Below are 25,166 nucleotides of genomic sequence, written 5' to 3' on the forward strand. Positions count from 1 at the left end.
CTGGAGTAAGGAACAAAGCGGTGAGCTGATGGACTTTATTCTATGAATAAGTGCTCCCCATGTCAAGGACCATAAGCATATAAAAGGGACGGGAGGCCGATCGGCCCCCCGTCCTTCGGGTGCGAGGCGCGCTCTTTTTTCGGAGCGCCGTTTTTTACAGCCCGCGGTAGAGGATGACGATGAGGGCCAGCGGGATGCAGTAGGAGACGAAGAGGCTGATCCATCCGGGGATGCGGATGAAGCCCTTTGCCCCCAGGTTGCAGTCGTCGCGGTAGTTCTCGAACTTCCAGTCGAAGGACAGGTAGAGGGCCACCAGGATGGCGCAGACCGGCATCATGATGTCCCCGGAGAGGTGGTCGAAGAAGTTGAAGATGTCGCGGCCCATGATCTTGTAAGCGGCCCAGGCGTTGGCGGGGTCGGGGTTCAGGGAGAGGATGGCCGGGATGCCCAGGAGGAACATGACGAGCAGGACGCCCCAGGTGGAGGCCTTGCGGCTCACCTTGAAGTACTCGGCGAAGCTGGCGGCCGGGGCCTCGAGGTAGCCGATGCCGGAGGTGAAGCCTGCCAGGGCCGCCAGGATGAAGAACATCGCGCCCCAGATCGTCCCGCCGGGCATCTGGCCGAAGATGACGGGCAGCGCCTCGAAGACGAGGCCGAAGCCGCTGGTGGGGTCCATGCCGTAGCAGAAGAGCGCCGGGAAGACCACGACGCCGGCCACGATGGCGAAGCCCGTGTCCATGGAGATGACCCAGAAGCTGTCCATGGGGAGGTCGCTGTCGCTTCCCAGGTAGGAGCCGTAGACGACGGCCGTGGCGATGCCGATGCCGATGGAGAAGAAGGCCTGCCCCAGGGCGGCCAGCACGGCCTCCCAGGAGAGCTTGCTGAAGTCCGGCGTCAGGTACCACTTCAGGCCGTCGAGCGCCGTCCTGCCCCCCTCGACGGCGGGCTTCATCATGGCGGAGTTCACCGCCAGGACGATCAGCATGATGCCCAGGATGGGCAGAAGGAACTTGCAGGTGCGCTCCACGCCGTCCTTGACCCCCTGGGTGACGGTGATGCCCAGGGCGAAGACGACGAAGAGCGTGTAGCCCGCCATCTTGGCGGGGCTCCTCATGAGCTCGTCGAACATGGCCTTCGTCGAGGCCGGCGTGGCGCCGTGGAACGCGCCCTGAACGGACTCCACGGCGTAGGCGAACATCCAGCCGATGATGACCATGTAGTAGGCCATCAGGACGATGCAGGCGGTGCAGCCCACCCAGCCGATCAGGTTCGCCGGCGTCGTCTTGCCCCCGGTGTGCTCCCTGATGCCCACGATGGGCGTGCGCTTGATCTTGCGCCCCAGGCCGACCTCTGCGGTGAAGAGGGGGAAGCCGATCAGGATGCAGATCAGCACGTAGACGAGCAGGAACGCGCCGCCGCCGTAGGTCCCTGTCAGATAGGGGAAACGCCAGATGTTTCCGAGGCCGATGGAGAAGCCTGCCGCGGAGAGGATGAAGCCGATGCGGCTGCCCCAGGTTTCGCGCTTTTGTCCAACCTGTTCAGACATGATAAAACCACCTTCCGTTGGTATCGAAGTTGCATTGAACGCTTTATCGCTTGAAGCGCGGGCCGGCGGTCGAGGCCGGCCCGCAGCGCGCCTCACAGCATGCAACAGGAAGAACGCATGAAGGATGAGGATATCCGCCATGCGTGGAGGTCATAACATTTTGCGAAAAATTTAAGCCCCCGCAGCCGCAGGAATCGCCTTGAGGGGCCTGAACCGCGCGAAAGCTTTTGAGGCGAATGAGGAACGGGGCTCAGGGGAGGGGAGCGGCTTCGGAGCCTCCCTCCTTCAGGTCGAGGCAGAGTCGGGAGTCCCTGAGGGCCCTGCAGAGGAGGTCCTCGTCGATCAGGGCGAAGTCCTCGCTGCGGCCCGGGCCGGCGTCCTCGTCGATGGCCCGCTGGGTCGTGAGCCGCTCACGGGCCTTCGCGAGGGACAGGAGGCCCGCCGCGTCGTAGCGCCTCGCGCTTTGAGCCAGGAGCAGCGAGCGGTAGGGCGCCCGCATGAGGGGGACGTTGGGGGGCAGGGGGGCGGAGACCAGCGTTCGGCCCTCCTGCAGCAGGGCCTCGGTCCTGTCCAGGACGTCGAGGGGGGACCCCTCGACCCGGTGGACGGAGGCGACCCCATGGCTGACCGCGAAGTCCGCGGTCAGCCTGGGGTTGTTCGTCACGATCTCAAAAACAGCACCGCCGTCCATCGGGGTCCGCGTGCCTTCGAGATCAGTCCTCAAAGATCGTCTGATCGTCGATGGGGGTCTGCATGGCCTTGAGAGCGCGCATCACGAGTTCGCGCCTCTTGGCCTTGTCGCCAGCTTCGCCCAGCTGGGGCGACCCCACCGGATGGGGGATGGCCACGCCGGGGACGATACGGTTGGCGCCCACCGTCATCATGATGGGCACGATCGTCGCGATCTGCACCACGGGGATGCCCGCCGCCTTCTCGATCTCACGCGTCATCGATGCACCGCATCGAGTGCAGGTGCCTCAGGTGGAGGTGAGGATGGCCGCGTCCACCCCGGCCTTCTTCAGCTCGGCGCCTATTTCCCTGCCGAACTTCTCCGCAAAGGCCACGGCCGTGCCCGTGCCCGTCGTCGTGTAGAAGTAGGGGTGGACCTTGGCGAAGACCCCCTCCTTCTCCAGCTCCCGCATGACGTCCAGCGGGACCACCACGTCGGGGTCCTCGTTGGCGAAGGTGCGGTCGTAGCCGCCATGGATGGACTCGTAGGCGCCCTTCATGTCGGAGAGCTTCGAGATGTCGTAGGTGCCGAAGCTCTCGGCGGAGGAGACGCGGATGTGATCCGGGTTGCCGGTGGGGACGATGCCGCCCGAACTCACGAGGGCGATCGTGGCCTTCTTGATGTCCTTGACGGGGGCCGCCGGCGGGATCTTGTTGAACTTCGGCATCTCGTACTCCGTGCGGAACTCCTCGCCCTTCAGCTTCTTGAGGAGCATCTCCACCGCGCGCTCGGCGCCGTTCTTCTCGTGGATGAAGTTCTTGCGGACGCCGCGGTGGATGTAGCCCTCCACGCGTGCCGGGCCCAGGGGTTCGCCCGAAAGCAGCTTCAGCGCCAGGGCGGCCATGGACTTCAGGTTCTTCCCCATGCCCCGGGCGCTGTCCGCGCAGGGGACGATGTAGGTCTTCTTGGAGTAGAGCTCCACGCCGGGGTTCTCGATGTACATGCCCGTCAGCGTCGGGATCTTGAGCTCCGCGGCCGCCACCGAGGCGATGTCGCCGCAGGCGAAGCCGTAGCGTCCGGCGTTGAAGGCGGGGCCTGCGATCAGGATGTCCGGCTTCAGGTCCCGGATGAGCTTCAGGCACTCCTCCCGCGCCTTGTCCGTGTTGTTCCCGTAATAGCTGTCGCCGCAGACGACGGTGCCGACGATCTTCGCGCCGTCGCCCAGTTCCTTGGCGAGCCCCACGCCGGGGCCAATGAGCTCCTCCTTGAAGAAGGGCGTCTGGTCGGCCTTCTCCTCGCCGCCGATGCCGGCGTAGAACTGGTTGATATAGTGAACTACACGCTTCATCGTGTCATATCCTCCTTATCTGGTCCAGGCTTTCTTAAAAGAATGGCTCCGTTCCCGGCCTTCCAGCCAGGGTTAGATCCACTCGCAGCCGACCTTGTTGAACCCGATCTCCGCCGTTGAGGCGATGATCGCCTGCATCTCCACGTACATGGAGCCGTCCTTGCGCAGGCTTTCGGCCGCGCCGCCCGACAGGTGGGCGATGGACTCGGGCCAGCCGTAGACGTTCTTCATGGCGGGGACCTCGAGCATCTCGTTCACGTTGCCCGTGGACACGAAGCCCGTCATCTCAGGCGTGGCGTCGGCCAGGCTCTGGCTCGCGCCGTCCGTCCCGGCGGCCTCGTCGGAGACGACCACGGACTTGATCCCCGCGCGCTCGAAATTGCGGGCGTTCATGCAGAGGTCCGTGTCCGGGTTGCCGTAGCCCTCCTCGGAGACGATGACGCCGTCCGCGCCAAGCTCCTGAGCGATGGAGAGGTTCATCTGGGACGCGCGGACCTTGCCCATCAGCACCGTGCTCTCCTGGGTGGGGATGACGCCCAGGAAGTTCAGGTCCTTGCCGTGGCGCGCGTAGAGGGCCGCCACGATGGGGTTGTGCACGTGGTGCCACGTGGTGTTCTTATCGCAGGCGGAGACGCAGTTGCCGGAAACCATCGCGCCGTCCAGCACCTCGTTGGGGTGCAGCAGCGTCGGAAGGGCGGGGCGGATGTCCGCACCGTAGACGTAGGTGTCGTGCAGAAGCCCCTGGGTGATGTTCATGCAGACGTAGATCACCTTCGGCAAGTTCGGGTGCTTCTCCTTCTCCTCCGGGACGGTGCCCTTCTCGAAGACATCAACGACGTCCGGCTTGGCGTCGCGGCACTTGTCCGCCAGGTACACGCCGAGCTTCAGTCCCGCCTCCCGCAGGACCTGCTCGTACTGATGCTGCTCCAGGTCCTTGATGGGCTCCACCACCAACACCACGTTCTGCGTGGCGGAGAAGGGCGTGTAGACCGCGCCCGGGCCGCTCATGTCGATGAAGCCCTCCTGGAAGGCCACGATGGGCCCGCAGGTCACCACGGCTGCGCCGTCCAACACGAGGGTCCTGCCCTCGCCGCAGCGGGCCATGGCGGTGTTGTTGAAGCCGGGGTAGTAGCCCTTGCGGTCCAGCTTCACGCGGGGCTCCACCACGTCCTTCACGGGGATGATGCGCGTGCTCTCGCCGGGGCGCGCCAGTTCGAGGTCCACCCTGGCGAAGCGGTCCTCCTCGGCGATCAGGGCCTTCGCCTCCTCCTTGTTCACGTAGAGGACGCCGTCCTTGACGCACGTCGCGCTGCCCCACTGGACGTCCTTCACCTTCACCTTGTGCAGTTCCAGTCTCATGCTGCAAGCTTCCTCCTTTTTCTGTTTTGCCGCCCCCCGCCCCGATGGCCGGCGCGATGCGCCGACGCCCGGCTTTCGTGAGGGGTGTGGGCGGGAGGGAACAGGAATCCCTGTGGCTCATGAAACCTATGATAAATTTAGAGGCATCGGGGGGCATTATTCGATGGAATATAAATGGGCGGGATATAGAAAATTTTTTTGTTCTGTTGCATAATATCGCTTGTATGAGACGCCGCTGTGGAGCGGCAGAGAATCGCACGGAGGAGGGGTTCGGGTGCGCAGAAAGACGGCGCAGGCCATCGCGGAGATGACGAGCGAGGTGCTGGGGTACGGCGTGCTGGTGACGGACGAGGATGGGGTCATCATCGGATGCAGCGAGGTCGCCCGTGTGGGGAAGCTCCACGCGCCCTCCCTGCCCGTGCTGGCCAGCGGGATGCCGAACCTGACGTCGAAGGAGGAGGCGCAGACGATGGGGGTGAAGCCGGGCTACACGGCGCCCATCATGCTGTCCGGCCGCGTGGCGGGGACGGTGTCCATCGCCGGGCTGCCCCGCGACGTGGAGCGCTACGGCCGCCTCGTCAAACGTCAGGCGGAGGTGCTCCTGATGGAGCAGGCGTTCCTGGAAAGGCGCCTCAGGCGGCAGTGGGCGGTGCAGGAGCTGGCGGAGAGCATCATGCTCTACCGGCCCGAGGACGGAGGGGGCGAGGCCCTGTTGCAGCGGGGGCAGGACCTGGGCTTTGACCTGGGGGGCTGCCGCATCGCCGTCGTGCTGAACGTCCGGAGTCCGGAGGATCGCCCTTCCGCCGGAGGGGAGAACGCCTTTCGGGAGATGGTCCTGAACCGCATCGTCAACTTCTTCGGCGGTCCGGAGCACCTCGTCTCCCCGCTGAGCAGCCAGCAGATCGTGGCCTTCCTCAGCCTCTCCTGCGGGCGGGGGATGGAGGAGACGGCCCTTCGCCTCTGCGAGGAGCTCGTGGCGCAGCTCCGGGAGGCGGGGGTCGAGGCGGAGGCGGGCATCGGACGTGGGGCGGAGGGGCTGCCGCGCCTGGCGGAGTCCGCCCACCTGGCGCGGGAAGCCCTCTCCACGGGGCGTGCGCTGGGGCTGACGGTCTGCGCCGCGCGGGACCTGAGCGCGGAGATGCTGCTGTCCTACCTCCCGGCCTGGCGCAAGCGTCAGCACATCGAACACGTGCTGGGGGACGGCATGGACGCGACGCTGACGGAGACCTTCCTGGCCTGGTGCCGCAACCCCTTCTCCGCCAACAGGGTGGCGCGGGAGCTGTCCATCCACCGCAACACCCTGCAGTACCGGCTGAAGAAGATCCGGGAGGTCCTGGGGCTCGACCCCTGGAACTTCCACGACGGCTTCGCCGTCTGGTCGGCCCTGATCCTTCGGAAGTTCAGCCGTTCCTTCAGAGCGGAGGGGGCGGGGCGCGCCCCGGAGCCCTGAGCGCGGTATAATAGTTGGCGGAAGCGAATCGAATTATTGAAGCAAACTTTTTATAAGGAAGGGAAGTGAACGCCATGATTCAGAACGTGACGCGGGACGAGGTCGTCGCCCTGCTGCCCCGCAGGAGGCCGGACATGCACAAGGGGGAGCGCGGCCGTCTGCTGGCGGCGGGGGGCTCGGCCCGCTACCCCGGTGCGCCGTCGCTCTCCGCACAGGGCGCGCTGCGGTGTGGCTGCGGCCTGGTGTCGCTGCTCTCCCTGCCCTCCGTCTGCGCCGCCTGCGTTGCGCGCCTGCCGGAGGCCGTGTGCTGGCCCCTGGAGGACCCGGACGAATGGCTTGACGTGGCCCTGTCGGAGGCCTCCTCCTTCGGGGCAGCCCTCCTGGGGCCGGGGCTGGGCCGGATGGAGGCCGCGATGCGCTTTGTGGCGGGGATGTGGGGCCGGTGGCCCGGTCCGCTCCTGGTGGACGGCGACGGCCTCTACGCGCTGGCCCTTCAGGGTGCAAACTGTCGCCTGCGGGAGGACGTGGTGCTGACGCCCCACGAGGGCGAGGCCGCGCGCCTCCTGGGGACGACGCCCGACGCGGTGCGGGAGGACCGGGAGGGCGCGGCGCGGCGCCTGGCGGAGCGCTGGGGCTGCGTCCTCCTGAAGGGTCACGGCAGCCTGCTGGCCTGTCGGGGGCGCTCGACGGTGCAGCGGCTGACCTGGGGCGGCCCGGAGCTGGCCGTTCCGGGGTCGGGGGACGTGCTGTCTGGGGCTATCGGGGCCTTCATGGCCGGCGGGATGGCCCCGCGGGACGCGGCGCTCCTGGGCGGCGCGGTACACGGCATGGCGGGGGAGTGGCTGGCTGCGGGCGGTGTCGACGGCGTCCTGGCCAGCGAGATCGCGGACGCGATGCGCCTCGTGCTGGGGGAGCTCCGGTCGTGAGCTACCGCCATCGCCGGCGCGTGGACTGGGCCGAGGAGATCCGCAAGACGGAGCGCATCCGGCGGCGGGGCCTCTTCACGAGCCTTTTGAGCTTTGCCGTGGCCGCGGCGGTCCTCATCGGGGTGAACCGCACGGGCGGCGTGGACATCAGCGTCCCCCGCCGGGTGATCTCCATCGCCTGCATCGTCGTGGCCTGCTTCGTGCTGCGCGTCACGATGCGCCACCGCGCCCGCGTGGTGCGCGAGCGGCAGGAGAGGGCGCTTCAGGAACGCATCGAGAAGGAGAGGGAGGAATGACGACTCTGGCCCTGAGGTCGTCCTCCGAGGGGGCGACCCGGAACCTGGGCCGGCTCCTGGGCCGCGCCCTGAGGCCGGGGGTCGCGGTGCTCCTTCGGGGGGACCTGGGCGCGGGCAAGACCGTGCTGGTCCGCGGCGTGGGCGACGAGCTGGGGGCGAAGGGCGTTCGCAGCCCCTCCTTCACGCTGGTCAACGAGTATCGGACGCCGGCCCTGCTCCTGGTCCACGCGGACCTCTACCGCCTGGACGCCGGGGGCGCGGACGCCCTGGGGCTGGAGGAGTACGCGGGGCTGCCGGACGCGGCGCTCCTGGTGGAGTGGCCGGACCGCTGGTCCTTCCCCCCGCGGGAGGACGTCCTGGACGTCCGCATCGAGGCGCTGGACGAGGGCACCCGGCGGCTGTCCCTCAGCGCGGCGGGCGCGGGCGCGGAGGGGGTGCTCCGGGCCCTCGCGGAGGCGGCGCGGACCGGGTGTCCGGGCGTCGAGGCCGCGGGTTGGGAGGGGAATCGATGAGGGGCCGCGTGTTGGCGCTGGACTGCAGCCTGAGGCTGACGGGGGTGGCGCTGGGCGAGGAGGGGCGGGAGGTCGCCTCGGAGGCGCTGGACTTGGGCCGGTGCCAGGCGGCGGAGCTGCCACTCATGGCGGCCCGCCTCCTGGAGGGGGCTGGCTGGGCGGTGCAGGACCTGGACCTCGTGGCCGTGACCAGTGGACCGGGCTACTTCACGGGCATCCGCGTGGGGGCGGCCTACGCGGCGGCGCTGGCCTTCGGCCTGGGCGTGGGGCTGGTGCCCGTTCCCTCATTGGAGATGCTGGCCTTGTCCTGCCCGGACCGCACGGCGGTGCTGGCCCTGGTCTACGCCGGACGCGGCTTCGTCTACGCGGCGTCCCACGGCGTGTCGGAGGGCTGTCCCGCGGGGGAGTACGGAGGGGAGTTCATCGCGGAGTGGATGGCCTGCCACCCCGGGGTCCAGGCCATATCGGACGATCCGCAGCGCGCGGCCCGTGCGGCGGACTTGACCTTCCCCATCCGGGCGGTGCGGCCCGACGTCCGGGTGCTGACCCAGGTGGCCTGGGCCCGCCGGGATCGGGCCATTGACCCGAAGGAGCTGAAGGTGGCCTACTGCCGCGCTCCCCAGGGGATGGAGTGAAGGTGGCTCGCCCCCAGCGGGGCCGACGGGCTTTGAATCGAGTTTTTGAAATTGAATCTTAAGGGAGGAAACGCGATCGTGGCGACGGTGGAGATCACGAAGGCGAATTTTGACGACGAGGTCATGAAGTCGGAGAAGCCGGTGCTCCTCGACTTCTGGGCGGAGTGGTGCGGCCCGTGCCGGGCGCTGGCCCCTGTGGTCGAGGAGGTCGCGGTGGAGGCGGAAGCGGTCAAGGTCGGGAAGGTCAACGTGGAGCGGGAGATGGAGCTGGCGCGGCGTTTTGGCGTGAGCAGCATCCCGACGCTCATCCTGTTCAAGGGCGGGGAGGCGGTGGAGCGCACCGTGGGCGTGCAGCCCAAGGCGGCCATCCTCAGGATGCTGGGCCTGTAGGCGAAGAACGACGATCGGGCGGGGCCGTCCCTCCGGGGGCGGCCCCGCTTCACCACGGCGTCCCGGCCCGCGCTCCAGTTCCCCTCTCATAACTCCAATGACCCCCATAACCCTCCATAACTTTCGATAACAAACCTCATCCCCTGCGGGCTGGTATAATAGTCGCGGTCATGGGCCCATAAGGCCCGTGCGAGGACCGAGTTGAGGTTTAGAGGGAGGTCGTCTTAATTATGAGACGTTCTTTGTGCGCGCTGGCCCTGGTGCTGGTCGTGGCGGTCGCGGCCTTCGCCGCGCGGCAGGACTTCCAGCGCTTTTCGGTGGACGTTCCCGATGGGTGGTCGGCGCGGGATATGGGCAACGGCACGGTGGCGATCCTGGCCGACGACCGGTCCGCTGCGGTCAGCGTGACGGTCAACAGCCTGGGGACCTCCACGCTGGAGGAGACGGCCCAGGCCATGGCGAAGGCCCTGGGCGGGACGGACCCGACGGTGGACGAGGACGGAGACTGCCGCTTCACCTTCTGGAACGGGGGCGTGGAGACGCAGGCGTACCTGACGGGCGGGGAGGACGAGTACATGATGCTGGCCGTCACGGGGCAGAGCGACGCCCTGGCGGGCATCCTGGGGACCATCGAGCTCCACTGAGCCGTTCGGGGCGCGTTGCCGGCCGGGGAGGCCTGCGGATTTGGGTTCCCCCCAAATCCGCGGGCAAAATTTTTAACGTGCGTCAGAAACCGGTTTTATGCGTTTTTTGCCTCACCTGACGGGTGAAAGATCAGAATCGGCTTAACCTGTGCTACGACGGGCTTGAGCCTCGATAAAGCCATCGCAACCCGTGGATTTGGGTTCCCGTTCCTCTCTGACTTTTTCTTGATTTTGTGCGACGATTGTGCGTGCGTCTTTGCGTTTGTCTGTTGATCTGAAAAGTGACAGCTCGGAAGCGGATCAGTCGAACAAGTTTGAACAAAAAAGCCCCTCCCGCCCGGAGTGCAGAGCGCAGGGTGGGGAGGGGCTTTTTTTATGTTCCCGGCGCAGGAGGGGGATATTCCGGGCAAAAAGAGGCTGTTTCAGGAAGCTTTTAGGGGGTTGCGCGGCGCAAACGGAAAAAGGAGGGAACGCGATTGAGAAGGGTGAGTTGGCTTGTTGCGTTGTTTTGGGTGTTCAGTTGCGCGGGCGGGGCGTTTGCCTGGGGGCAAAGCGCGCCCCTCTCCCCGGAGTTCCTGCGCTGGCGGGAGGAAGCCGCGCGGGGAAGAGACCGTGCCTCCGGTCCCGCCGGCGAGAGGCCTACGGGTTACGTTCCGTCCCCCGTGGACCTCTCGCACCTGGATGGAGTGGACTACTCCCGCTTCCCGGGCCGGCGATCGAACCGCGGCGATGCGACGCTGCCCGCGTCCTGCGACCTCCGCGCGGAGGGGCGGGTGACGCCGGCGCGAGATCAAGGCTCCTTTGGAACCTGCTGGAGCTTCGCCGCCATCGGGGCGGCCGAGTCGTCGTATCTCACGCAGGGGCTCGGCAGAACCTCGGAGGACCTCGACCTCTCGGAGATGCACCTGGCCTGGTTCACCTACATGGAGCCAGGGAAGGGGTTTACGGGTAGGGCTGGAAATGTCCTTTCCTCTCCGACCTCCGCCGATGTCCTGGGACAGGAAGGAAATAATTTCAAGTCGACGGCGACCCTGGCACGCTGGACGGGGGCGGTCTCCGAGGACAGTCTGCCCTATGGGACGGAACCCGACCAGCCGGCCTCGGACTACCCCAACCGGCTGCACCTGCGGGATGTCTTCTATCTGGGACGTGACCGAAAAAAGCCGGATGACATGGTCTGGAAGACGCTGATCCGGAGGTACGGGGCCATCTCCATTGCCTATTGCAGTGACCCGCAGTATTACACGAGGGGCGGCGTCTCCTTCTACAACAGCAACAGCGACGACGGCGCGAACCATGAGGTGCTGGCCGTGGGCTGGGACGACAATTATCCCAAGGAGAACTTCCGATCCGACCAGCCCCGACCCGCGAGGGACGGCGCCTGGCTGGTCAAGAACAGCTGGGGGCCGGGATTTGGCGAGGACGGCTACTTCTGGATATCCTACGAGGACAAGACCCTGGAGGACGGCGCCGTCTACCGGGTGGTCCCGGCGGATCCCTCGATGCGCCAATACGGGTACGACGACCTGGGGTGGTGCAGATCCTGTTATTTGGGCATGTCCGGACAAGGCTGGATGGGTAACGTCTTCACGGCGGTGGAGGACGAGACGCTGAGGTCGGTCTCCTTCTACACCACGGCGGCGAACGCGCGCTACAGGCTGCGCGTCTATCGCCTGGGAACGGCGTCGGGAACGCCCGTCTCCGGGACGCTCGTCTACGCGGTCGACGGAGCGCTCCCGTTCGCGGGCTACCACACGGTGGACCTGACGGCTCCTGTGCCGTTGGAGGCGGGGGAGCGTTTCTCCGTGGTGCTCCGCATGGAGACCCCCGACTACAGATTTCCCCTGGCTGTGGAGGTAAAGATCAAGGGCTACTCGGACAACGCCGTCTGCAACCCGGAGGAGAGCTATTTTTCCGGGGACGGGGTGAACTGGGAGGACGGTTCTATAAAGGGTATCAACGCCTGCATCAAGGCCTTTACAAAAGTGGCAGCGCCCGCGCTGGAGGCGGAGATCGAGCCCCATACCTTTGATCCAGGCCTGCCTTATCAGGGGACGGTGCGCGTGAAGGGCGTCGCGTCCGTGGATCTGGTGAGCGCGGATGTCACCGCGAAAACGTCCGGCCACTGGTCGACAGGGCCTGCGGCTCGCATCAGCGGCGATGCGGTTGTCCTGTCCGGGACGGTCTCCAGGGATGTCCCGACGACCGGGGTGACCGTGAGCGTCACGCTTGGCGGAGGGGTGGTGCTCTCCGCGGACTATACGCTGATGAAAACGCTGGCGTTTGTCCTGCCCGAGACGATCGAGCCCCCGACCGAGATTGCAGGCGGTGCGCCCTACAGCGGGCTTTTGACGGTGCGGAACCTGGTCTCGTCGGATGTCGCCTCCGTCGATGTCGTCTCGTTCCAGGGGGTCTGGGAGGGCTTGACGGCCTCTTTGAGGGATTCCACGGCGTTCCGGGACACGGATGTGGCGGTGCGGGGGACGCCCAGGGCCGGGTTCCAGTCCTCCATCCTGACGGTGACGGTGACGCTGAAGGACGGGCGTTCTGCGCGAAAAGCCTACACGGTGACGGAGAAGGTCGTGCCTCCGACACCGACGCCAACCCCGACGCCAACTCCGAGGCCGACACCAACGCCGACGCCGAGGCCGACGCCTACACCCGGAACAACACCTGGACCAACGCCTGGACCAACTCCGACGCCCGAGCAAAAGCCTGTCGTGTCGGCCCGCCCCACGGACTGGGTGATCGTGACGGAGGCCGCGGACGCGGAGGGGCGTGTTCCTGTGACGCTTTCTACTGCGGTGACCCTGTACGCGGCCCCGAAGACCCTGTCCGTGGAGGTTGAGGGGTTCATCGAGGGTTCGCTGCGGTACGGCCTGTACGACGGCGGGACGCGGATTCTCTCCGCTGCCTCCCTGTCCGAAAGCGGCCGCACCCATGAACTGCGGATAACGGGTAAGGTCGGTCGGGATGCCCTGAGCAGCGCCGCGGTGACGAAGGTTGTGATCGACGGGAACGCCGCGTCCCTGCCGTCGGGAGGATTGAAACTCTCCGAGATGACCCCGAAGACGGAGCCAAATCCCGGTTCTACCGGGAAATCGAGCGGCGGTGGATGCGACGCCGGGGCAGGCGCTCTTGCGCTGCTCCTCGCGGCATCGCTGGGGCTGAAAAAGAAAGTGTAGGCTCGCAGAGCGAACCCGATCTCTTTTGGACACACCTCAGGGCGGTCCCCAACAGGGCCGCCCTGAGGTGCGTTTTATACCAATTCGCGTTTAATATGGATTGCCTCCCCTGATGAAGCCCCTAAGTTCGACGACGCAAATCAAAGATTTGCTGTCTCACTTATGAAAGGGGAGGTGGTTCGCGTCAGCGAACCGGAGTTCTGCATGCGGAGCCTGCCTACGGGCTGCCTGCTGCGCGGTCTCTGACGGAGCGGAGAAATTTGAAGGAGAAAGGGCTTTAGAGAGAAGGTTCGGGGACGAAGCGGGGCCGGAGTCCACGAAAGACTCCGGCCCCGCTGAGACTTCCCTGCTTTGTATCGCGGAAGATACTGGGGTGAAAGGGCATGAATGCCCTGATATTCCATTGTAAAGATGGCCTGGGGTGAAGCCTTTTCTCGTCATTCCATCGGCTGGCAGAAGATTCTCCGCATTGCGCTGCCCCTCCGGGGATCCATGAAGAAAAGCGCCTCGTTGGCGAGAGACCCGTCATTCCGATACCGCGCAGGGATGAACGAGCCGTCTGCGGTCAGCCACAACGGCTTCCCGTCCCTGCAGGTTTGGGGGCGCCGCCGCGTCCTTGACAGCCGCTTGGTTAAGGGGGTATACTGCCCTTAACATTCAAATAAATATTTGAATGATTAAACGAGCCGCAGGCTCCTGGGGGAGGCGTTGAGCGATGAGGAAGAGCTACAGGATCGAAGTGGACTGTCCGAACTGCGCGAACGAGATGGAGGAGGCGGCGCGGAGGACGCCGGGCGTGAAGGACGTCTCCGTGAACTTCATGGCGCTCAAGATGAGCGTGGACTTCGAGGAGGGGCGGGACCCTGCGGACGTGATGGAGGAGGTTCGGCGGAACTGCAAGAGGGTCGAGGACGACTGCGAGATCTTCGTTGATTAGCGGCGGCGCGGGCTGCCGGGGGGTGGGCTTATGAGTGGAAAACAGAGGAGAAACCTGATCCGCATCCTCGTCGCCTCGGCCATGATGGTCGCGCTCCACTTCGCGCCGGTGCAGGGCCTCCTGCGCTTTGCGCTGTACCTCGTGCCGTACCTCGTGGTGGGGTACGACATCCTCGTCAAGGCGGTGAAGGGCCTCGTCCGCCGCCGGCCCTTCGACGAGTGCCTGCTGATGGCCGTGGCCACGACGGGCGCCATGGCGCTTGCCGTGTACGAGGACGGGGACTACGCGGAGGGCATCGCGGTCATGCTGTTCTACCAGGTGGGCGAGTGGTTCCAGAGCTACGCTGTGGGCAAGAGCCGCCGCAGCGTCAGCGCCCTGATGGACATCCGCCCTGACCACGCGAACGTCGAGCGTGACGGCCGGCTGGAGCGGGTGGACCCGGAGGACGTGCCCGTTGGGACGGTCATCACGGTGCTTGCGGGGGAGCGCGTGCCCATCGACGGCGTGGTGGTCGAGGGCAGCTCCAGCCTCAACGCCAGCGCCCTGACGGGCGAGAGCCTCCCGCGGGACGTCGCGCCGGGGGACGGGGTCGTGAGCGGCTGCGTCAACGGAGGTGGGGTGCTGCGCGTCCGGACGACGAAGGAGTTCGGGCGGTCCACCGTGTCCCGCATCCTGGAGCTGGTGGAGGACGCAGGCTCCCGAAAGTCGCGGTCCGAGGCGTTCATCTCGCGCTTCGCGCGGGTCTACACGCCAGCGGTCGTGATCAGCGCCCTGCTCCTGGCCCTCTTGCCGCCCCTCGTCCGCGCGGCGGCCATGGGACTTGAGCCAGCCTGGGGCAGCTGGGTCTACCGCGCCCTGACCTTCCTCGTCGTCAGCTGTCCCTGTGCTTTGGTCATCAGCATCCCGCTCTCCTTCTTCGCGGGCATCGGCGGCGCGGGGCGCGAGGGCGTGCTCGTCAAGGGCTCAAACCACCTTGAGGCGCTGTCCCGGACGCGGACCGTGGTGTTCGACAAGACGGGCACGCTGACGAAGGGCGTCTTTGAGGTGACGGCCGTCCATCCGGAGAGTCTGGACGAGAGGGGCCTGCTGCACCTGGCAGCCCACGTGGAGCGCTACTCCACGCACCCCGTCGGGAACTCCCTGCGTCGGGCGTACCCCGACGAGGCGGACGACTGCAGCGTGGAGGACGTGCAGGAGGTGCCGGGCCAGGGGGTCCGGGCGCGGGTGAACGGGCGGACGGTCTGCGTCGGGAACCCGGCGATGATGGAGTCCGTGGGCGCGGCGTGGCACCCCTGCAACAGGCACGGCACGATCATCCACGTGGCCATCGACGGGGAGTACGCCGGTCACGTCGTGATCGCGGACGTCGTGAAGCCCAGCGCGCGGGAGGCCGTCGCCGAGCTGCGCCGGGCCGGGGTGAGGCGCACGGTCATGCTGACCGGGGACGATCGGGGGACGGCGGACCTCGTGGCGCGGGAGCTGGGCCTGGACGAGGCTTGGGGCGGGCTCCTGCCCGCGGACAAGGTGGCGCGAGTCGAGGCCCTCATCGAGGAGGGGCGCGGCGGAAAGCTGGCCTTCGTGGGCGACGGCATCAACGACGCGCCGGTTCTGGCGCGGGCGGACGTCGGCATCGCCATGGGGGCCATGGGGTCGGATGCGGCCATCGAGGCAGCCGACGTCGTGTTGATGGACGACGACCCGCTGAAGATCGCAAAGGCCATTCGGATCTCGCGCCGGTGCCTCGGCATCGTCCGCCAGAACATCGCGTTCGCCATCGGCGTCAAGCTCCTGTGCCTGGCGCTGGGCGCGCTGGGGTACGCCAATATGTGGTTCGCCGTCTTTGCGGACGTGGGTGTCATGGTGCTGGCGGTGCTGAACGCCATGCGGGCGCTCTTCGTGAGGAACCTTTAGGCGCGCGGCGCGCTCGGCCCTTCGGGGACCTCTGTCGGGGGTCCCCTTTTTTCTTGAGAAATTCGGCGCAAAATAAGGTAGAATAATGAGACACGCGGATGGTTGGCGCGTCCTGCCGCCCGTGGGGAGCTTAAAATTTCTGGCGGCGGCGGCCGTCCGAGGCGGGGAGTGACCCTTGTCCCATGAGGATACGCAGTGTTTGGAGGGCCGGAGCGGTCCTTCTGGTCCTGTTGACGTTAGTTCTCTCCCCGGCCCGCCGCGGCGCGGCCGCGCCGGAGCCGCGCACCGTCAGCGTGGTGATCTTCCCCACGCTGAACACGACGGGCCTTGAGGTGTGGGAGAGCAAGTACTACCCCTACAACGTGCTGGAGCGGCGGATGTCGGAGTACCTGGAGACGCTCTACAAGCGTTCGCCCCTCATCGAGGCGAGGATCCTGGACGAGTCGGGGGTCAACCAGTGGCTGGCCGGGCCGCGGAGGGGCGACGACATGGCGGTGCAGATGGAGCTCTGCGAGGCGGTCCTGAAGGAGCGGCGCGCGGTGGGCAACGTCGAGACGGGGCGGGTGCAGCTGCGCCTGCGGGTCTACGACTCCGCCCACGTCAAGCAGGTTGCCGTGCGCAGCACGGAGGGCGCCGACCGGCGCTTCACGTTGGACTCGCCGGAGGGGGCTTTCTGGCTGGACGCGGCGGCGGTGTCCCTGTTCGTCCCCTTCAAGAACGGTCTGGACCTCTTCGGCCTCACCGGGGGACAGGACCGGGGGCAGCGGATGAGCCGCCCCACTTGGGATCAGTTCCGCTCCACCTCCCATTGGCAGGCCGTCAAGAACGCCATCGACGAGGCCTATCGCCAGTCCCTGGCTCAGATGATGAACGTCATTCACAGCAACGAGCCGCAGTCCGCCAGCATGGCGAACGACACCTTCTCCCCCGCCTTCTCTACCGTCGGCCGCATCCTGGCCCCCACGGCCCGCTCCACGCGCCGGCGGCGCGAGTACATCATCTCGCTGGGCGGCATGGCCCAGGGCTCGCAGGACTCCGTGAGGGTGGGGGAGGTTCTGGACGTGGTCCGCAGCGACACCTACGTCACCGTGGACCCGGAGCACCCCGTGGCGGTCCTGCCGGAGGTCATCGGAAAGGTGAAGGTGATCCGCGTGTACGATCTGAATGCGGTGGTCCGCGTCATCAAGGACAATAAAAAGGAACCCATCGCCCTCAAGGATATGGTGATCAAGAGGACCGGGGTTTCGGGGAGGCGCTGATGGCCGTGATGTGGAAACTGTTTTCGTTGAACGGCAGGCCGTTCCGCTGCGCGGCGGGAGCGGCGCTGCTTCTGGCGGGGGCGCTGTGCGTCGCGCCCGCCCCGGTTTGGGCCAACGGCAACGCGTCAGCGGACGCCCCGGCGCCGGTCGCCGAGCCCGCCCCGAAGGGGACGGAGGCGCCCGTCCGGAAGTCCGTGCGCAAGGCCCCTCTGAAGAAGGCGAAGCCTGCGCCCAGGGCGCGCAAGGCGGTGCGGAAGGCGACGGCCCTCAGGCCGGCGGTCAGCGCGCTGCAGCAGGGCATCGCCCTCATGGAGCAGGACCGCTGCTCCGCGGCCCTGCCGTGGCTGCGCCGGGCCCTTCAGGAGGACCGCCGGAGCGCTGCGGCGTGGTACTGGTACGGCCTGTGTCACGAGCGGACGGGGCAGTTCTACGAGGCGCAGTACTTCTACACGAAGGCCCTGGAGTGCGACCCGGCCTTTGAACCCCTGTCGCGCGTCGTCGTCTACCCCGGCGACGGGTCGAGAACCCCCCTATGGGACCCCAAACGCCCTGCGCGGGTCTACTCCGTCCCCACGAACGCCCAGGGCATGGCCACGATCCCGCCGGATGCCCCCCAGGCGCGGAAGCTGCCCACCCGTCCGCCCCTCGACCCGCAGCTGCCCAAGGTCCCGCTGTACGTGCCGCCGGAGCCGGGCGCTCAGCCCGCGGACGGCGATGCGTGGCAGCCCTCCCTGTACGTGCCCCCGACGAGGGGCAGCGCGCTGGAGGCGGGGGACGCGCAGCCCGCGTACCTCCCGCCCTCTGCGGGAGCCCTGCCGGGCACGGTGGAAGAGCCTGCCTCGATCGTGCCCCTGCCGGACGTCCAGCCCGTCTATCAGCCGGGCCTGGGCGTGACGCAGGTCCCGGTCGCTGCGGCGCCGCAGGTCCAGGGGGGCGGCGCTCCGGTCTACCAGCCGCCCCAGCCCGAGCCGGAACAACCGAAGCCCGCTCCGCAAAAGCCCCGGCCGAAGAGGAAGCCGGCGTCCAAAAAACAGGCTCCGGTGAAGACCCCGGCCAAGGCTGAGGCCGAGGTGGCCCCCCTCAAGGCCGCGAATGCGCCGAAGGAGGAGCCCGCGGTGCGGAAGGCCCCGGAGCTTCCTGCGCCGGAACCCGTGGCGATCCTGCCCCGGGCGGCGTCCGCGGATCGGGTGCCCCAGGCGGCTGCAGCGGAACCGTCGGCCCCGGCGTCGCCGGAGTCCCTGCCGCCGGTGGGGCAGAGGGCCGAGGGGGCTCAGCCGCTTCCCCCCGTGGGGCAGAAGGCCCCGGCCGAGGATTCCGAGATTCGGTAGCGGTCGAGGAACTAAGGAAACACTGATTAAGTCGTTGAGAACTGTCAACCGTATGGGCTCCCTTCAGTGGCTGAAACTTTATCAGGCCGCGCGAAGCGCGTGGGGATTGGGGCGTAGCCCCATTTTAAAATTATAGGGAAGCGCTGAAGGATACCCCTTGTTTGATGCTCCTTGATTGCTCTCAACAATTTTTGAAGATTAATCAGCGCTTCCCTAAAAAAAAGGAGTGACGATCGGTGAAAGACCTGAGAAGGGAGTTTTGCGCGATCCTCGCGCTGGCGCTCGCCCTGACGGCCCTGTCCGCCGGTTCCGCGTCGGCGGCCCCGGTGGGGGCGATTCTGGTCCATCAGCCCGCCTACGACGGGATGAGCTTTTACGTCTATCAGCCCGTCGGCATCCCGGGCGGCTGGTACGTGACCTACGACAGCTATCCCGTCTGCAGAGGCCGGGACGGCGTCTGGCTCTACGGCGCCGTGAACGGGACCGTCATCACCCCCACCGCCTGCGTGGTGGGCTCCGTGCTCCCCTCGGCGGTGGGGCTCGTCCCCTGGGGGGGCGTCGTGCCGACGGCGGCCGTCATGCTGCCCTCGCCTTGCGCCCCCGCCGCGGTGATCCCCGGCCCCTTCGCGGCCATGGCGGGCGTGCCGGTGCCGGCGGTCGTCCCTCAGCCCGTTGTGGCGCCGGTCTGTGAGCCGGCGCACCCCGTGCCGGCGACCTTCCTGGCCATCGGAGGGTGGCGCGGGAGCGTGGACCGCGTGGGCGTCCTGAGGAAGCCGGCCATCCCCGTGGCGTGGCTGGGCAGGCGCCCGCAGGTCATCTACGCCTGGACGGGCCTTGCGTGGCGTCAGCTGAACGTGAGGGAGGGCGACAGCCCCCTCGCCGTCCTGCGCAATAACGCCTACGACCTGGCGCGGGCTGCGAACCGGGAGGGGGCCGGCTGGAACAACTCGGACACGGCCCTCCTGATCCGCTGCGCTGCGGCGTGGGGCTACGGCTGGATGGGCCAGATCCCGCTGGAGAGGTTTTGAAGGGGCCATGCGGTCGCGTTTAGGGCGCTTTGTCCCCGGCGGGGCGCTTCTGGCCCTCTTCCTGACGGCCCTGCCCCCCGCGGAGGCGAAGGTGTACGTGACGGAGCCCCTGCTGGTGGCCCAGCCCTCCTACGCGGGGATGCAGTTCTACGTCTTCCGGCCCTACAACATGCCGAAGGACTGGTACGTGACCTTCGACGGCTTCCCCGTCCGGAAGAACCCGGACGGCGTTTGGGTCTATGGGACGTCCAACGGGCCGAACCTCACACCGACGAACTACATCGTGGGCTCCGTCGTGCCCTCCATGGCGGGCATCACCCCCTGGGTGCAGCCCGCGCAGATATCCGAGCTGCGCAAGCTCCCGACCCCCGAGATGATCGCCGTGCGGCAGTCCGCCCCGCCCGCCTCGAAGCTGGCCGCCGGGCAGGCCCACTCCACCTGGATACCGGACTGGACCTACAACTCGCGCTTCATGGCGGTGGGGAACTGGAAGGGCAGCGTGGACCGCATGGGAGTGCTGCACAACCCCGCCGTGCCCATCGCCTGGCGCGGGACGTACCCGAAGGTCATCTACGCCTGGACGGGGTGCAGCTGGTATCAGATCAAGCCGAAGGAGTATCAGAGTCCGCTGGGGGCGCTGAAGGCGGAGCTCTACAGTCTGGTGCGGATGGTGAAGCACAACCGGTTCACCTGGTACGAGGAGGACATGCCCGTCCTGGCCCAGCAGGCCACCGCGTGGGGGTACTACTGGATGGGGGAGGTCGTCCCGGAGCGATGAGGGCCAAAGGGATGAAGATTGCCCTCCTGTCGGCGGCTCTGGCGACGGCGTCGGTGCGGGCCCTCGTCCCCTACGCGCCCCCCGCGGTGATCAACGAGTCGGACTGCCCCAGCGCCTTTGCGATGGACGTGCGCCCCAGGCGCAACCCCGGCTCCGTGGGGTCCGTGACCGCGGACGGGTATCCCGTGCTGCTCCGCCCCTCCGGGGCGGCGTGGTACGTCATGCCGCACGGGATGCCCCTTCCGGACCCCGTCGTCCTGCGGGGGTACCCCGGCGCGGACTTCTCTCCGGGCCCCGGTCCCGCCGCGGCGCCCCTTCCGGCGCCGGCCTATTAGGGAAGCGCTGATTAATTTTCAAAAGTTGTTGAAAGCAATCAAGGATCATCAAACAAAGAGTATCCTTTAGCGCTTCCCTGAAATTTTAAAATGGGGCTACGCCCCAAGCCCCACGCGCTTCGCGCGGCCTGATGAAGTTTCAGGCACTGAAGGGAGCCCATACGGTTGACAGTTCTCAACGACTTAATTCAGTGTTTCCTTAGAATGGGCCGGAAGGTTGCGGACGCGATCTTTTCTCGTCATTAAGAAGCAATGAAAGGCGGTGATCTTTAATGCTGGGTGCGATCGTCGGCGACGTCGTGGGGAGCCCCTACGAGTTCGATCGCAACAACGTCAAAACGACGGACTTCCCCCTCTTCTCCCCCCGTTCGAGGTTCACGGACGACACGGTGATGACCCTTGCCGTGGCGCAGGCCCTGATGGACGCCATGCCGGGCAGGGGAAAAGAGACGGACGAGGCGGTGCTGGAGGCAGCTCTGGTGCGGCGGATGCGCGAGTTCGGCAACCGCTTCCCCCACGCGGGGTACGGCTCTCGCTTCGCGATGTGGCTCACCATGCCGGACCCGAAGCCCTACAACAGCTTCGGCAACGGTTCCGCCATGCGGGTTTCCCCCGTGGCGTGGGCGTTCGACGACCTGAGGGACGTGGAGCGCTATGCGGAGGTCACAGCGCGGGTGTCCCACAACCACCCCGAGGGCATCAAGGGCGCCAAGGCGACGGCCGCGGCCGTTCTGCTGGCGCGTTACGACTGTTCTCGCGATACGCTTCGGAAGTACGCGGCGGTCTGGTACGGCTACGACATGAGCCGCACCACGGACGAGATCCGTCCGGACTATCACCATAAGGAGTCCTGCCAGGGGACGGTGCCCGAAGCCCTGACGGCCTTCCTCGAGGCCAGGGGCTTCGAGGAGGCCCTGCGCCTGGCCGTGTCCCTGGGGGGCGACAGCGATACCCTGGCGGCCATCACCTGCTCCATGGCGGAGGCCGCGTGGGACGTGCCGCCGGAGATCGCCGACCGGACGGCCGACCTCCTGGACCCCTTCCTGCGGGACGTGCTGGACCGGTGGGAGGGGTGGCGCGCCGGCGCCCTGCGGAGTCGTTCCCTGGAGTTTTGAGGACCGCCGGGGCAGGCCGTCCGTGCGTTTAAAGTTGTTGATTGGTGAAGCAGATGCGCCTTCGGGCGCGCAGGCAAATTCAGGAAAGGAAAAGGATGTCGTATGGCAAAAAAAGGTGCCGTGTTTCAGTTGACCGCGGAGGAGCGGGACCCCTATTCCTTTGAGTTCACCGTGGGGCGTCACAAGCTCCTGATGAGCCGCACGATGAAGTCGGAGGACCTGCCGGTGTCGGGCTTCTGTCCCGTGGACTTTCTGATGGCCGGCATTGCGGGCTGCGTGGGGATGACGATCCGCGACAGGCTGGAGGCCCGCGGCATCGCCTTCAGCGGGCTGCGGCTCGAGGCGGCGGGAACGCGAACGGAGGATTGGGAGAAGAACGGCCTGAACAGCGTCAGGACGAAGGTGTTCGTCACGACGGACGCCCCGCTGGAGGAGGTGGAGGCGGCCGTGGCGGACGCGGAGGCCTCCTGCACGGTGCGCAGCACCATCGCGGACCCCCCGGCCTTCGAGACGGAGGTCGTCCTGGAGAAGCCGGAGGCGTGAGCGTCATGAGTGCGATCAAAAGGAAGATCGGTCCCCTCGCGCTGGCCCTGTCGCTGGCGGTCGCCCTGCTGGCGCTCCCCGCCGCGGCGGCCTGGGACGCCGGAGGCCGTTGGCTGATCAAGGGCACGGGGTACGGCGAGAAGTCGTCCGTGCGCCTCAGGCTTGCGCTGAACGGCTACATGGACATCAAAACGGCGACGAGCGGCGACGTGCGCTTCATGACGGGCTACGACCTCAACATGAGGCTGGATACGTCCCAGGTTGGGGTCAAGACCTGGACGGAGGAGATTCACGAGACGCTGCGCGTCCCGGTCCTCCTGCCGTCCCTCGACCCCACGGTGAACGAGCCGTTCAGGCTGCCTGCCGTGAGGGCGGAGGGGCTCACCTACGTCGTCACGCTGACGTCCGCCACGTCGGGGACGGTGGACATCTACGGGACGATCGACCTGGACGTCCTGGGCCGGACGGAGGTCAACTCCAAGAGCGCCGTCTGGAAGGAGGGCACCAGTCGGCCGGACCTGGACGAAGACCTTGAGAGCGGCTGCAGCGCGGGGACGCCGTTCCTCGCCCTGGTGCTTCTGGCACCGCTCGCGGGCGTCCTCCGCAGGCGGCGGTAGATCGACGAGTGGGGCGCACGTCCCCGCGGCCTTCGGCCGCGACCGGACGTGCGCCCCGTATTTTTTTGGCGTTTTTCGGCCCTTTCGTGTACAATTATCGAGATATGGCCTGAATATCATCGTGATGAGCGCGTCCTCATCCTCCTCGTCGCATTGCCGCGGAGGGTGAGGGCGGCCCTTGAGGAGGAGAGGTCGGGGTGGCGGAGACGGCGGCGGAACACTCCATGCTGAAGAAGGTCTTGAACTACTCGGACGTGGGCGTTGCCCTGCTGATGGTCCTGGTCGTCGTCATGATGGTCATCCCCCTCCCGACCTGGCTCATCGACGTCCTGCTCTCCGCCAACATCACGCTTGGCGTCGTCACCCTGCTGGTGACCTTCTACGTCAAGCGGGCGCTCGACCTCTCCGTGTTCCCGACGCTGCTCCTGATCGTCACCCTGTTCCGCCTGGCCCTGAACGTCTCCACCACGCGCCTCATCCTGCTGAACGGCTACGCGGGAGAGTTGATCCTGGCCTTCGGAAACTTCGTGGTGGGGGGCAACTACGTCGTGGGCGTCGTCATGTTCCTGATCCTCGTGATCATTCAGATGCTGGTCATCACCAAGGGCGCGGAGCGCGTGGCGGAGGTGGCGGCCCGCTTCACCCTGGACGCCATGCCGGGCAAGCAGATGTCCATCGACGCGGACCTGAACTCCGGCCTGATCGACGAGCAGGGCGCCCGGACCCGTCGCCAGGAGATTCAGAAGGAGGCGGACTTCTACGGGGCCATGGACGGCGCCTCGAAGTTCGTCAAGGGGGACGCCGTGGCGGGGCTGATCATCACGATGATCAACATCGTGGGGGGGCTGTCCATCGGCGTCTTCATGCGGGACATGCCCGTCGAGCGCGCCGCCCAGGCCTACAGCCTCATGACGGTGGGGGACGGGCTGGTGGGGCAGATCCCGGCGCTGCTCTTCTCGACGGCCATGGGCGTCATCGTGACCCGGGCGGCCGCGGCCTCGGAGCTGGGGCCGGACATCGTCCAGGCCTTCACGCGCTACACCCGGCCCCTCTACCTGGGGTCTGCGATGCTCTTCGCCCTGGCCATGATCCCCGGCCTGCCGACGGCGCCCTTCCTGATGCTGGCCCTGCTGACGGGGATCACGGGCTACATGGTGGGGCGCGAGGAGACGGCCTCCGCCGTGGAGGCCTCCTCCCCCTCCGGTGAGCCGGGCGCGCCCGCTCCGGGCGCCGGCGCTCCGGCCGGAACGGGCACGGGGGCACCCGCCGCCGCGGCGGAACCCAAGGCCCCCCCCGCCTCCCCGGAGGAGGTCATGAAGCTCCTCACGGTGGAGCCCATGGAGGCGGAGATCGGCTACGCCATCATCCCCCTCATCGACCCCGCCCAGGGCGGCGACATGCTGGACCGGATCGGGACCATCCGTAAGCAGATGGCCGTGGAGATGGGCATCGTCGTCCCCCCGATCCGCATCCGGGACAACATTCAGATCAAACCCACGGAGTACATCCTGCGCGTCAAGGGCGCGGAGGTGGGGCGCGGCGAGCTCCTGCCGGATCACTACCTGGCCATGAACACCGGAGGCGTCGAGGAGGACCTGATCGGCGTTCCGACGAAGGAGCCCGCCTTCGGCCTGCCGGCCCTCTGGATATCCCCGGACCTCCGCGACAAGGCCGAGGCCATGGGCTACACCGTCGTGGACGCCCCCTCCGTGCTGGCGACGCACCTCTCCGAGGTCATCCGCAAGAACGGGGCGGACCTGCTGACGCGGCAGGAGGTCAAGAAGCTGACGGACATGGTGAAGGAGTCGGCCCCCGCCGTCGTGGAGGAGCTCCTGGCCTCCCTGTCCCTCGGCGAGATTCAGAAGGTGCTTCAGAACCTCATCCGGGAGCAGGTCCCCATCCGGGACCTGGTGACGATCTTCGAGGCGCTGGCGGACTACGGCAAGGCGTCCCGTAGCGTGGACTTCCTGACGGAGCGGGCGCGCGAGGCTTTGTCGCGACTGATCTCCCTCAAGATACAGGGGCCGGACGGCGTCATCACCGCCGCGACGCTCTCCCCCAACTGGGAGCAGCGGATCATGGCGGGAGTGGACGGCGACCTGGCGCGGGGCTGGCAGCTCAACATGGACCCCCGCGACGTGCAGAAGATGATTGCCGCGATCTCCCGCGCGGCGGATGACATGGTGATCAAGAACCTGCCCCCGGTGCTTCTGGTCCACCCGGACGTGCGCCTCATCGTCCGCCGGCTGATCGAGGGGTCGATATCGAACGTTTTTGTGGTATCGTACAATGAGATCGTGCACGGCGTGCAGATCAAGACGATGGGCATGGTGGAGTAGGCCGGGAGGACGGGG

The 25,166-nt window shown here is 67.0% G+C and carries 23 protein-coding genes; 19 read left to right on the plus strand and 4 right to left on the minus strand.

Annotated elements, in window-relative coordinates:
• Positions 1-154 precede the first annotated feature (154 nt).
• The 4 genes from ACK28C_RS05915 to ACK28C_RS05930 form a co-directional block, all read right to left on the minus strand.
• Positions 155-1,546 carry a sodium-dependent transporter gene (locus tag ACK28C_RS05915; RefSeq protein WP_409152598.1) on the minus strand — a complete coding sequence of 464 codons (1,392 nt, stop codon included), beginning with the start codon at positions 1,544-1,546 and terminating at the stop codon, positions 155-157.
• A gap of 250 nt (positions 1,547-1,796) precedes the next feature.
• Entirely contained in the window at positions 1,797-2,237 is a 441-nt protein-coding gene (locus ACK28C_RS05920) for a GrdX family protein (protein WP_409152599.1), read from the minus strand.
• Between the two features lie 22 nt (positions 2,238-2,259).
• A complete protein-coding gene (locus ACK28C_RS05925; RefSeq protein WP_409152600.1) occupies positions 2,260-3,564 on the minus strand; it encodes a glycine/betaine/sarcosine/D-proline family reductase selenoprotein B in 1,305 nt (434 codons plus the stop codon).
• 72 nt (positions 3,565-3,636) lie between these two features.
• Complete coding sequence (locus tag ACK28C_RS05930; RefSeq protein WP_409152601.1) at positions 3,637-4,923, minus strand: glycine/sarcosine/betaine reductase component B subunit; 1,287 nt, start codon at positions 4,921-4,923, stop codon at positions 3,637-3,639.
• 274 nt (positions 4,924-5,197) lie between these two features.
• Here ACK28C_RS05930 and ACK28C_RS05935 point away from each other — a divergent pair, with 274 nt between their 5' ends.
• The 19 genes from ACK28C_RS05935 (at position 5,198) to flhA (ending at position 25,151) form a co-directional block, all read left to right on the plus strand.
• Positions 5,198-6,373, plus strand: coding sequence for a CdaR family transcriptional regulator (locus ACK28C_RS05935; protein WP_409152602.1), 1,176 nt, complete (start codon positions 5,198-5,200; stop codon positions 6,371-6,373).
• 74 nt (positions 6,374-6,447) lie between these two features.
• A complete protein-coding gene (locus tag ACK28C_RS05940; protein WP_409152603.1) occupies positions 6,448-7,299 on the plus strand; it encodes an NAD(P)H-hydrate dehydratase in 852 nt (283 codons plus the stop codon).
• Positions 7,296-7,595 (plus strand): hypothetical protein, encoded by a 300-nt coding sequence (locus ACK28C_RS05945; protein ID WP_208873413.1) that lies wholly within the window; start codon positions 7,296-7,298, stop codon positions 7,593-7,595. Before ACK28C_RS05940 ends, ACK28C_RS05945 begins: the two co-directional genes overlap by 4 nt.
• Positions 7,592-8,107: a tRNA (adenosine(37)-N6)-threonylcarbamoyltransferase complex ATPase subunit type 1 TsaE gene (gene tsaE, locus ACK28C_RS05950; protein WP_015556771.1), complete on the plus strand. Its 516-nt coding sequence runs from the start codon at positions 7,592-7,594 to the stop codon at positions 8,105-8,107. Before ACK28C_RS05945 ends, tsaE begins: the two co-directional genes overlap by 4 nt.
• Positions 8,104-8,742, plus strand: a complete 639-nt coding sequence (tsaB, locus tag ACK28C_RS05955; RefSeq protein WP_015556772.1) for a tRNA (adenosine(37)-N6)-threonylcarbamoyltransferase complex dimerization subunit type 1 TsaB — start codon at positions 8,104-8,106, stop codon at positions 8,740-8,742. Before tsaE ends, tsaB begins: the two co-directional genes overlap by 4 nt.
• Positions 8,743-8,787: 45 nt before the next feature.
• Positions 8,788-9,132, plus strand: a complete 345-nt coding sequence (gene trxA / locus ACK28C_RS05960) for a thioredoxin (RefSeq protein ID WP_243440638.1) — start codon at positions 8,788-8,790, stop codon at positions 9,130-9,132.
• A 230-nt stretch (positions 9,133-9,362) separates the two neighbouring features.
• Positions 9,363-9,776, plus strand: coding sequence for a hypothetical protein (locus ACK28C_RS05965; RefSeq protein WP_015556773.1), 414 nt, complete (start codon positions 9,363-9,365; stop codon positions 9,774-9,776).
• 485 nt (positions 9,777-10,261) lie between these two features.
• Positions 10,262-12,961, plus strand: a complete 2,700-nt coding sequence (locus tag ACK28C_RS05970; RefSeq protein WP_243440722.1) for a lectin like domain-containing protein — start codon at positions 10,262-10,264, stop codon at positions 12,959-12,961.
• Positions 12,962-13,676: 715 nt separating this feature from the next.
• A complete protein-coding gene (locus tag ACK28C_RS05975; RefSeq protein WP_015556775.1) occupies positions 13,677-13,898 on the plus strand; it encodes a cation transporter in 222 nt (73 codons plus the stop codon).
• Between the two features lie 30 nt (positions 13,899-13,928).
• Positions 13,929-15,809, plus strand: coding sequence for a heavy metal translocating P-type ATPase (locus ACK28C_RS05980; RefSeq protein WP_409152604.1), 1,881 nt, complete (start codon positions 13,929-13,931; stop codon positions 15,807-15,809).
• Positions 15,810-15,991: 182 nt separating this feature from the next.
• Complete coding sequence (locus ACK28C_RS05985) at positions 15,992-17,068, plus strand: hypothetical protein (RefSeq protein ID WP_015556776.1); 1,077 nt, start codon at positions 15,992-15,994, stop codon at positions 17,066-17,068.
• 8 nt (positions 17,069-17,076) lie between these two features.
• Positions 17,077-18,396, plus strand: a complete 1,320-nt coding sequence (locus ACK28C_RS05990) for a tetratricopeptide repeat protein (RefSeq protein WP_409152642.1) — start codon at positions 17,077-17,079, stop codon at positions 18,394-18,396.
• Positions 18,397-18,632: 236 nt separating this feature from the next.
• Positions 18,633-19,424: a hypothetical protein gene (locus ACK28C_RS05995; RefSeq protein ID WP_409152605.1), complete on the plus strand. Its 792-nt coding sequence runs from the start codon at positions 18,633-18,635 to the stop codon at positions 19,422-19,424.
• 7 nt (positions 19,425-19,431) lie between these two features.
• Positions 19,432-20,202 carry a hypothetical protein gene (locus ACK28C_RS06000; protein ID WP_409152606.1) on the plus strand — a complete coding sequence of 257 codons (771 nt, stop codon included), beginning with the start codon at positions 19,432-19,434 and terminating at the stop codon, positions 20,200-20,202.
• An 11-nt stretch (positions 20,203-20,213) separates the two neighbouring features.
• Positions 20,214-20,537 (plus strand): hypothetical protein, encoded by a 324-nt coding sequence (locus tag ACK28C_RS06005; protein ID WP_208873423.1) that lies wholly within the window; start codon positions 20,214-20,216, stop codon positions 20,535-20,537.
• Positions 20,538-20,809: 272 nt separating this feature from the next.
• Positions 20,810-21,652, plus strand: coding sequence for an ADP-ribosylglycohydrolase family protein (locus tag ACK28C_RS06010; protein ID WP_409152607.1), 843 nt, complete (start codon positions 20,810-20,812; stop codon positions 21,650-21,652).
• 102 nt (positions 21,653-21,754) lie between these two features.
• Positions 21,755-22,195 carry an OsmC family protein gene (locus tag ACK28C_RS06015; RefSeq protein WP_409152608.1) on the plus strand — a complete coding sequence of 147 codons (441 nt, stop codon included), beginning with the start codon at positions 21,755-21,757 and terminating at the stop codon, positions 22,193-22,195.
• Between the two features lie 5 nt (positions 22,196-22,200).
• Complete coding sequence (locus ACK28C_RS06020) at positions 22,201-22,812, plus strand: Synerg-CTERM sorting domain-containing protein (RefSeq protein ID WP_409152609.1); 612 nt, start codon at positions 22,201-22,203, stop codon at positions 22,810-22,812.
• A gap of 197 nt (positions 22,813-23,009) precedes the next feature.
• The gene (flhA, locus tag ACK28C_RS06025; RefSeq protein WP_409152610.1) at positions 23,010-25,151 is read left to right on the plus strand and encodes a flagellar biosynthesis protein FlhA; all 2,142 of its coding nucleotides are present in this window, start codon (positions 23,010-23,012) and stop codon (positions 25,149-25,151) included.
• The last annotated feature ends 15 nt before the right edge of the window (positions 25,152-25,166 follow it).

The sequence above is a fragment of the Fretibacterium fastidiosum genome (assembly GCF_964642095.1).
GTDB lineage: Bacteria > Synergistota > Synergistia > Synergistales > Aminobacteriaceae > Fretibacterium > Fretibacterium fastidiosum.

Bases quoted from the DNA above. Each gene is read 5' to 3' on its own strand.
- ACK28C_RS05915 (WP_409152598.1), bottom strand. From the start codon at position 1,546: ATGTCTGAACAGGTTGGACAAAAGCGCGAAACCTGGGGCAGCCGCATC.
- ACK28C_RS05920 (WP_409152599.1), bottom strand. From the start codon at position 2,237: ATGGACGGCGGTGCTGTTTTTGAGATCGTGACGAACAACCCCAGGCTG.
- ACK28C_RS05930 (WP_409152601.1), bottom strand. From the start codon at position 4,923: ATGAGACTGGAACTGCACAAGGTGAAGGTGAAGGACGTCCAGTGGGGC.
- ACK28C_RS05940 (WP_409152603.1), top strand. From the start codon at position 6,448: ATGATTCAGAACGTGACGCGGGACGAGGTCGTCGCCCTGCTGCCCCGC.
- tsaE (WP_015556771.1), top strand. From the start codon at position 7,592: ATGACGACTCTGGCCCTGAGGTCGTCCTCCGAGGGGGCGACCCGGAAC.
- tsaB (WP_015556772.1), top strand. From the start codon at position 8,104: ATGAGGGGCCGCGTGTTGGCGCTGGACTGCAGCCTGAGGCTGACGGGG.
- ACK28C_RS05965 (WP_015556773.1), top strand. From the start codon at position 9,363: ATGAGACGTTCTTTGTGCGCGCTGGCCCTGGTGCTGGTCGTGGCGGTC.
- ACK28C_RS05975 (WP_015556775.1), top strand. From the start codon at position 13,677: ATGAGGAAGAGCTACAGGATCGAAGTGGACTGTCCGAACTGCGCGAAC.
- ACK28C_RS05980 (WP_409152604.1), top strand. From the start codon at position 13,929: ATGAGTGGAAAACAGAGGAGAAACCTGATCCGCATCCTCGTCGCCTCG.
- ACK28C_RS05985 (WP_015556776.1), top strand. From the start codon at position 15,992: ATGAGGATACGCAGTGTTTGGAGGGCCGGAGCGGTCCTTCTGGTCCTG.
- ACK28C_RS05990 (WP_409152642.1), top strand. From the start codon at position 17,077: ATGTGGAAACTGTTTTCGTTGAACGGCAGGCCGTTCCGCTGCGCGGCG.
- ACK28C_RS06000 (WP_409152606.1), top strand. From the start codon at position 19,432: ATGCGGTCGCGTTTAGGGCGCTTTGTCCCCGGCGGGGCGCTTCTGGCC.
- ACK28C_RS06005 (WP_208873423.1), top strand. From the start codon at position 20,214: ATGAAGATTGCCCTCCTGTCGGCGGCTCTGGCGACGGCGTCGGTGCGG.
- ACK28C_RS06010 (WP_409152607.1), top strand. From the start codon at position 20,810: ATGCTGGGTGCGATCGTCGGCGACGTCGTGGGGAGCCCCTACGAGTTC.
- ACK28C_RS06015 (WP_409152608.1), top strand. From the start codon at position 21,755: ATGGCAAAAAAAGGTGCCGTGTTTCAGTTGACCGCGGAGGAGCGGGAC.
- ACK28C_RS06020 (WP_409152609.1), top strand. From the start codon at position 22,201: ATGAGTGCGATCAAAAGGAAGATCGGTCCCCTCGCGCTGGCCCTGTCG.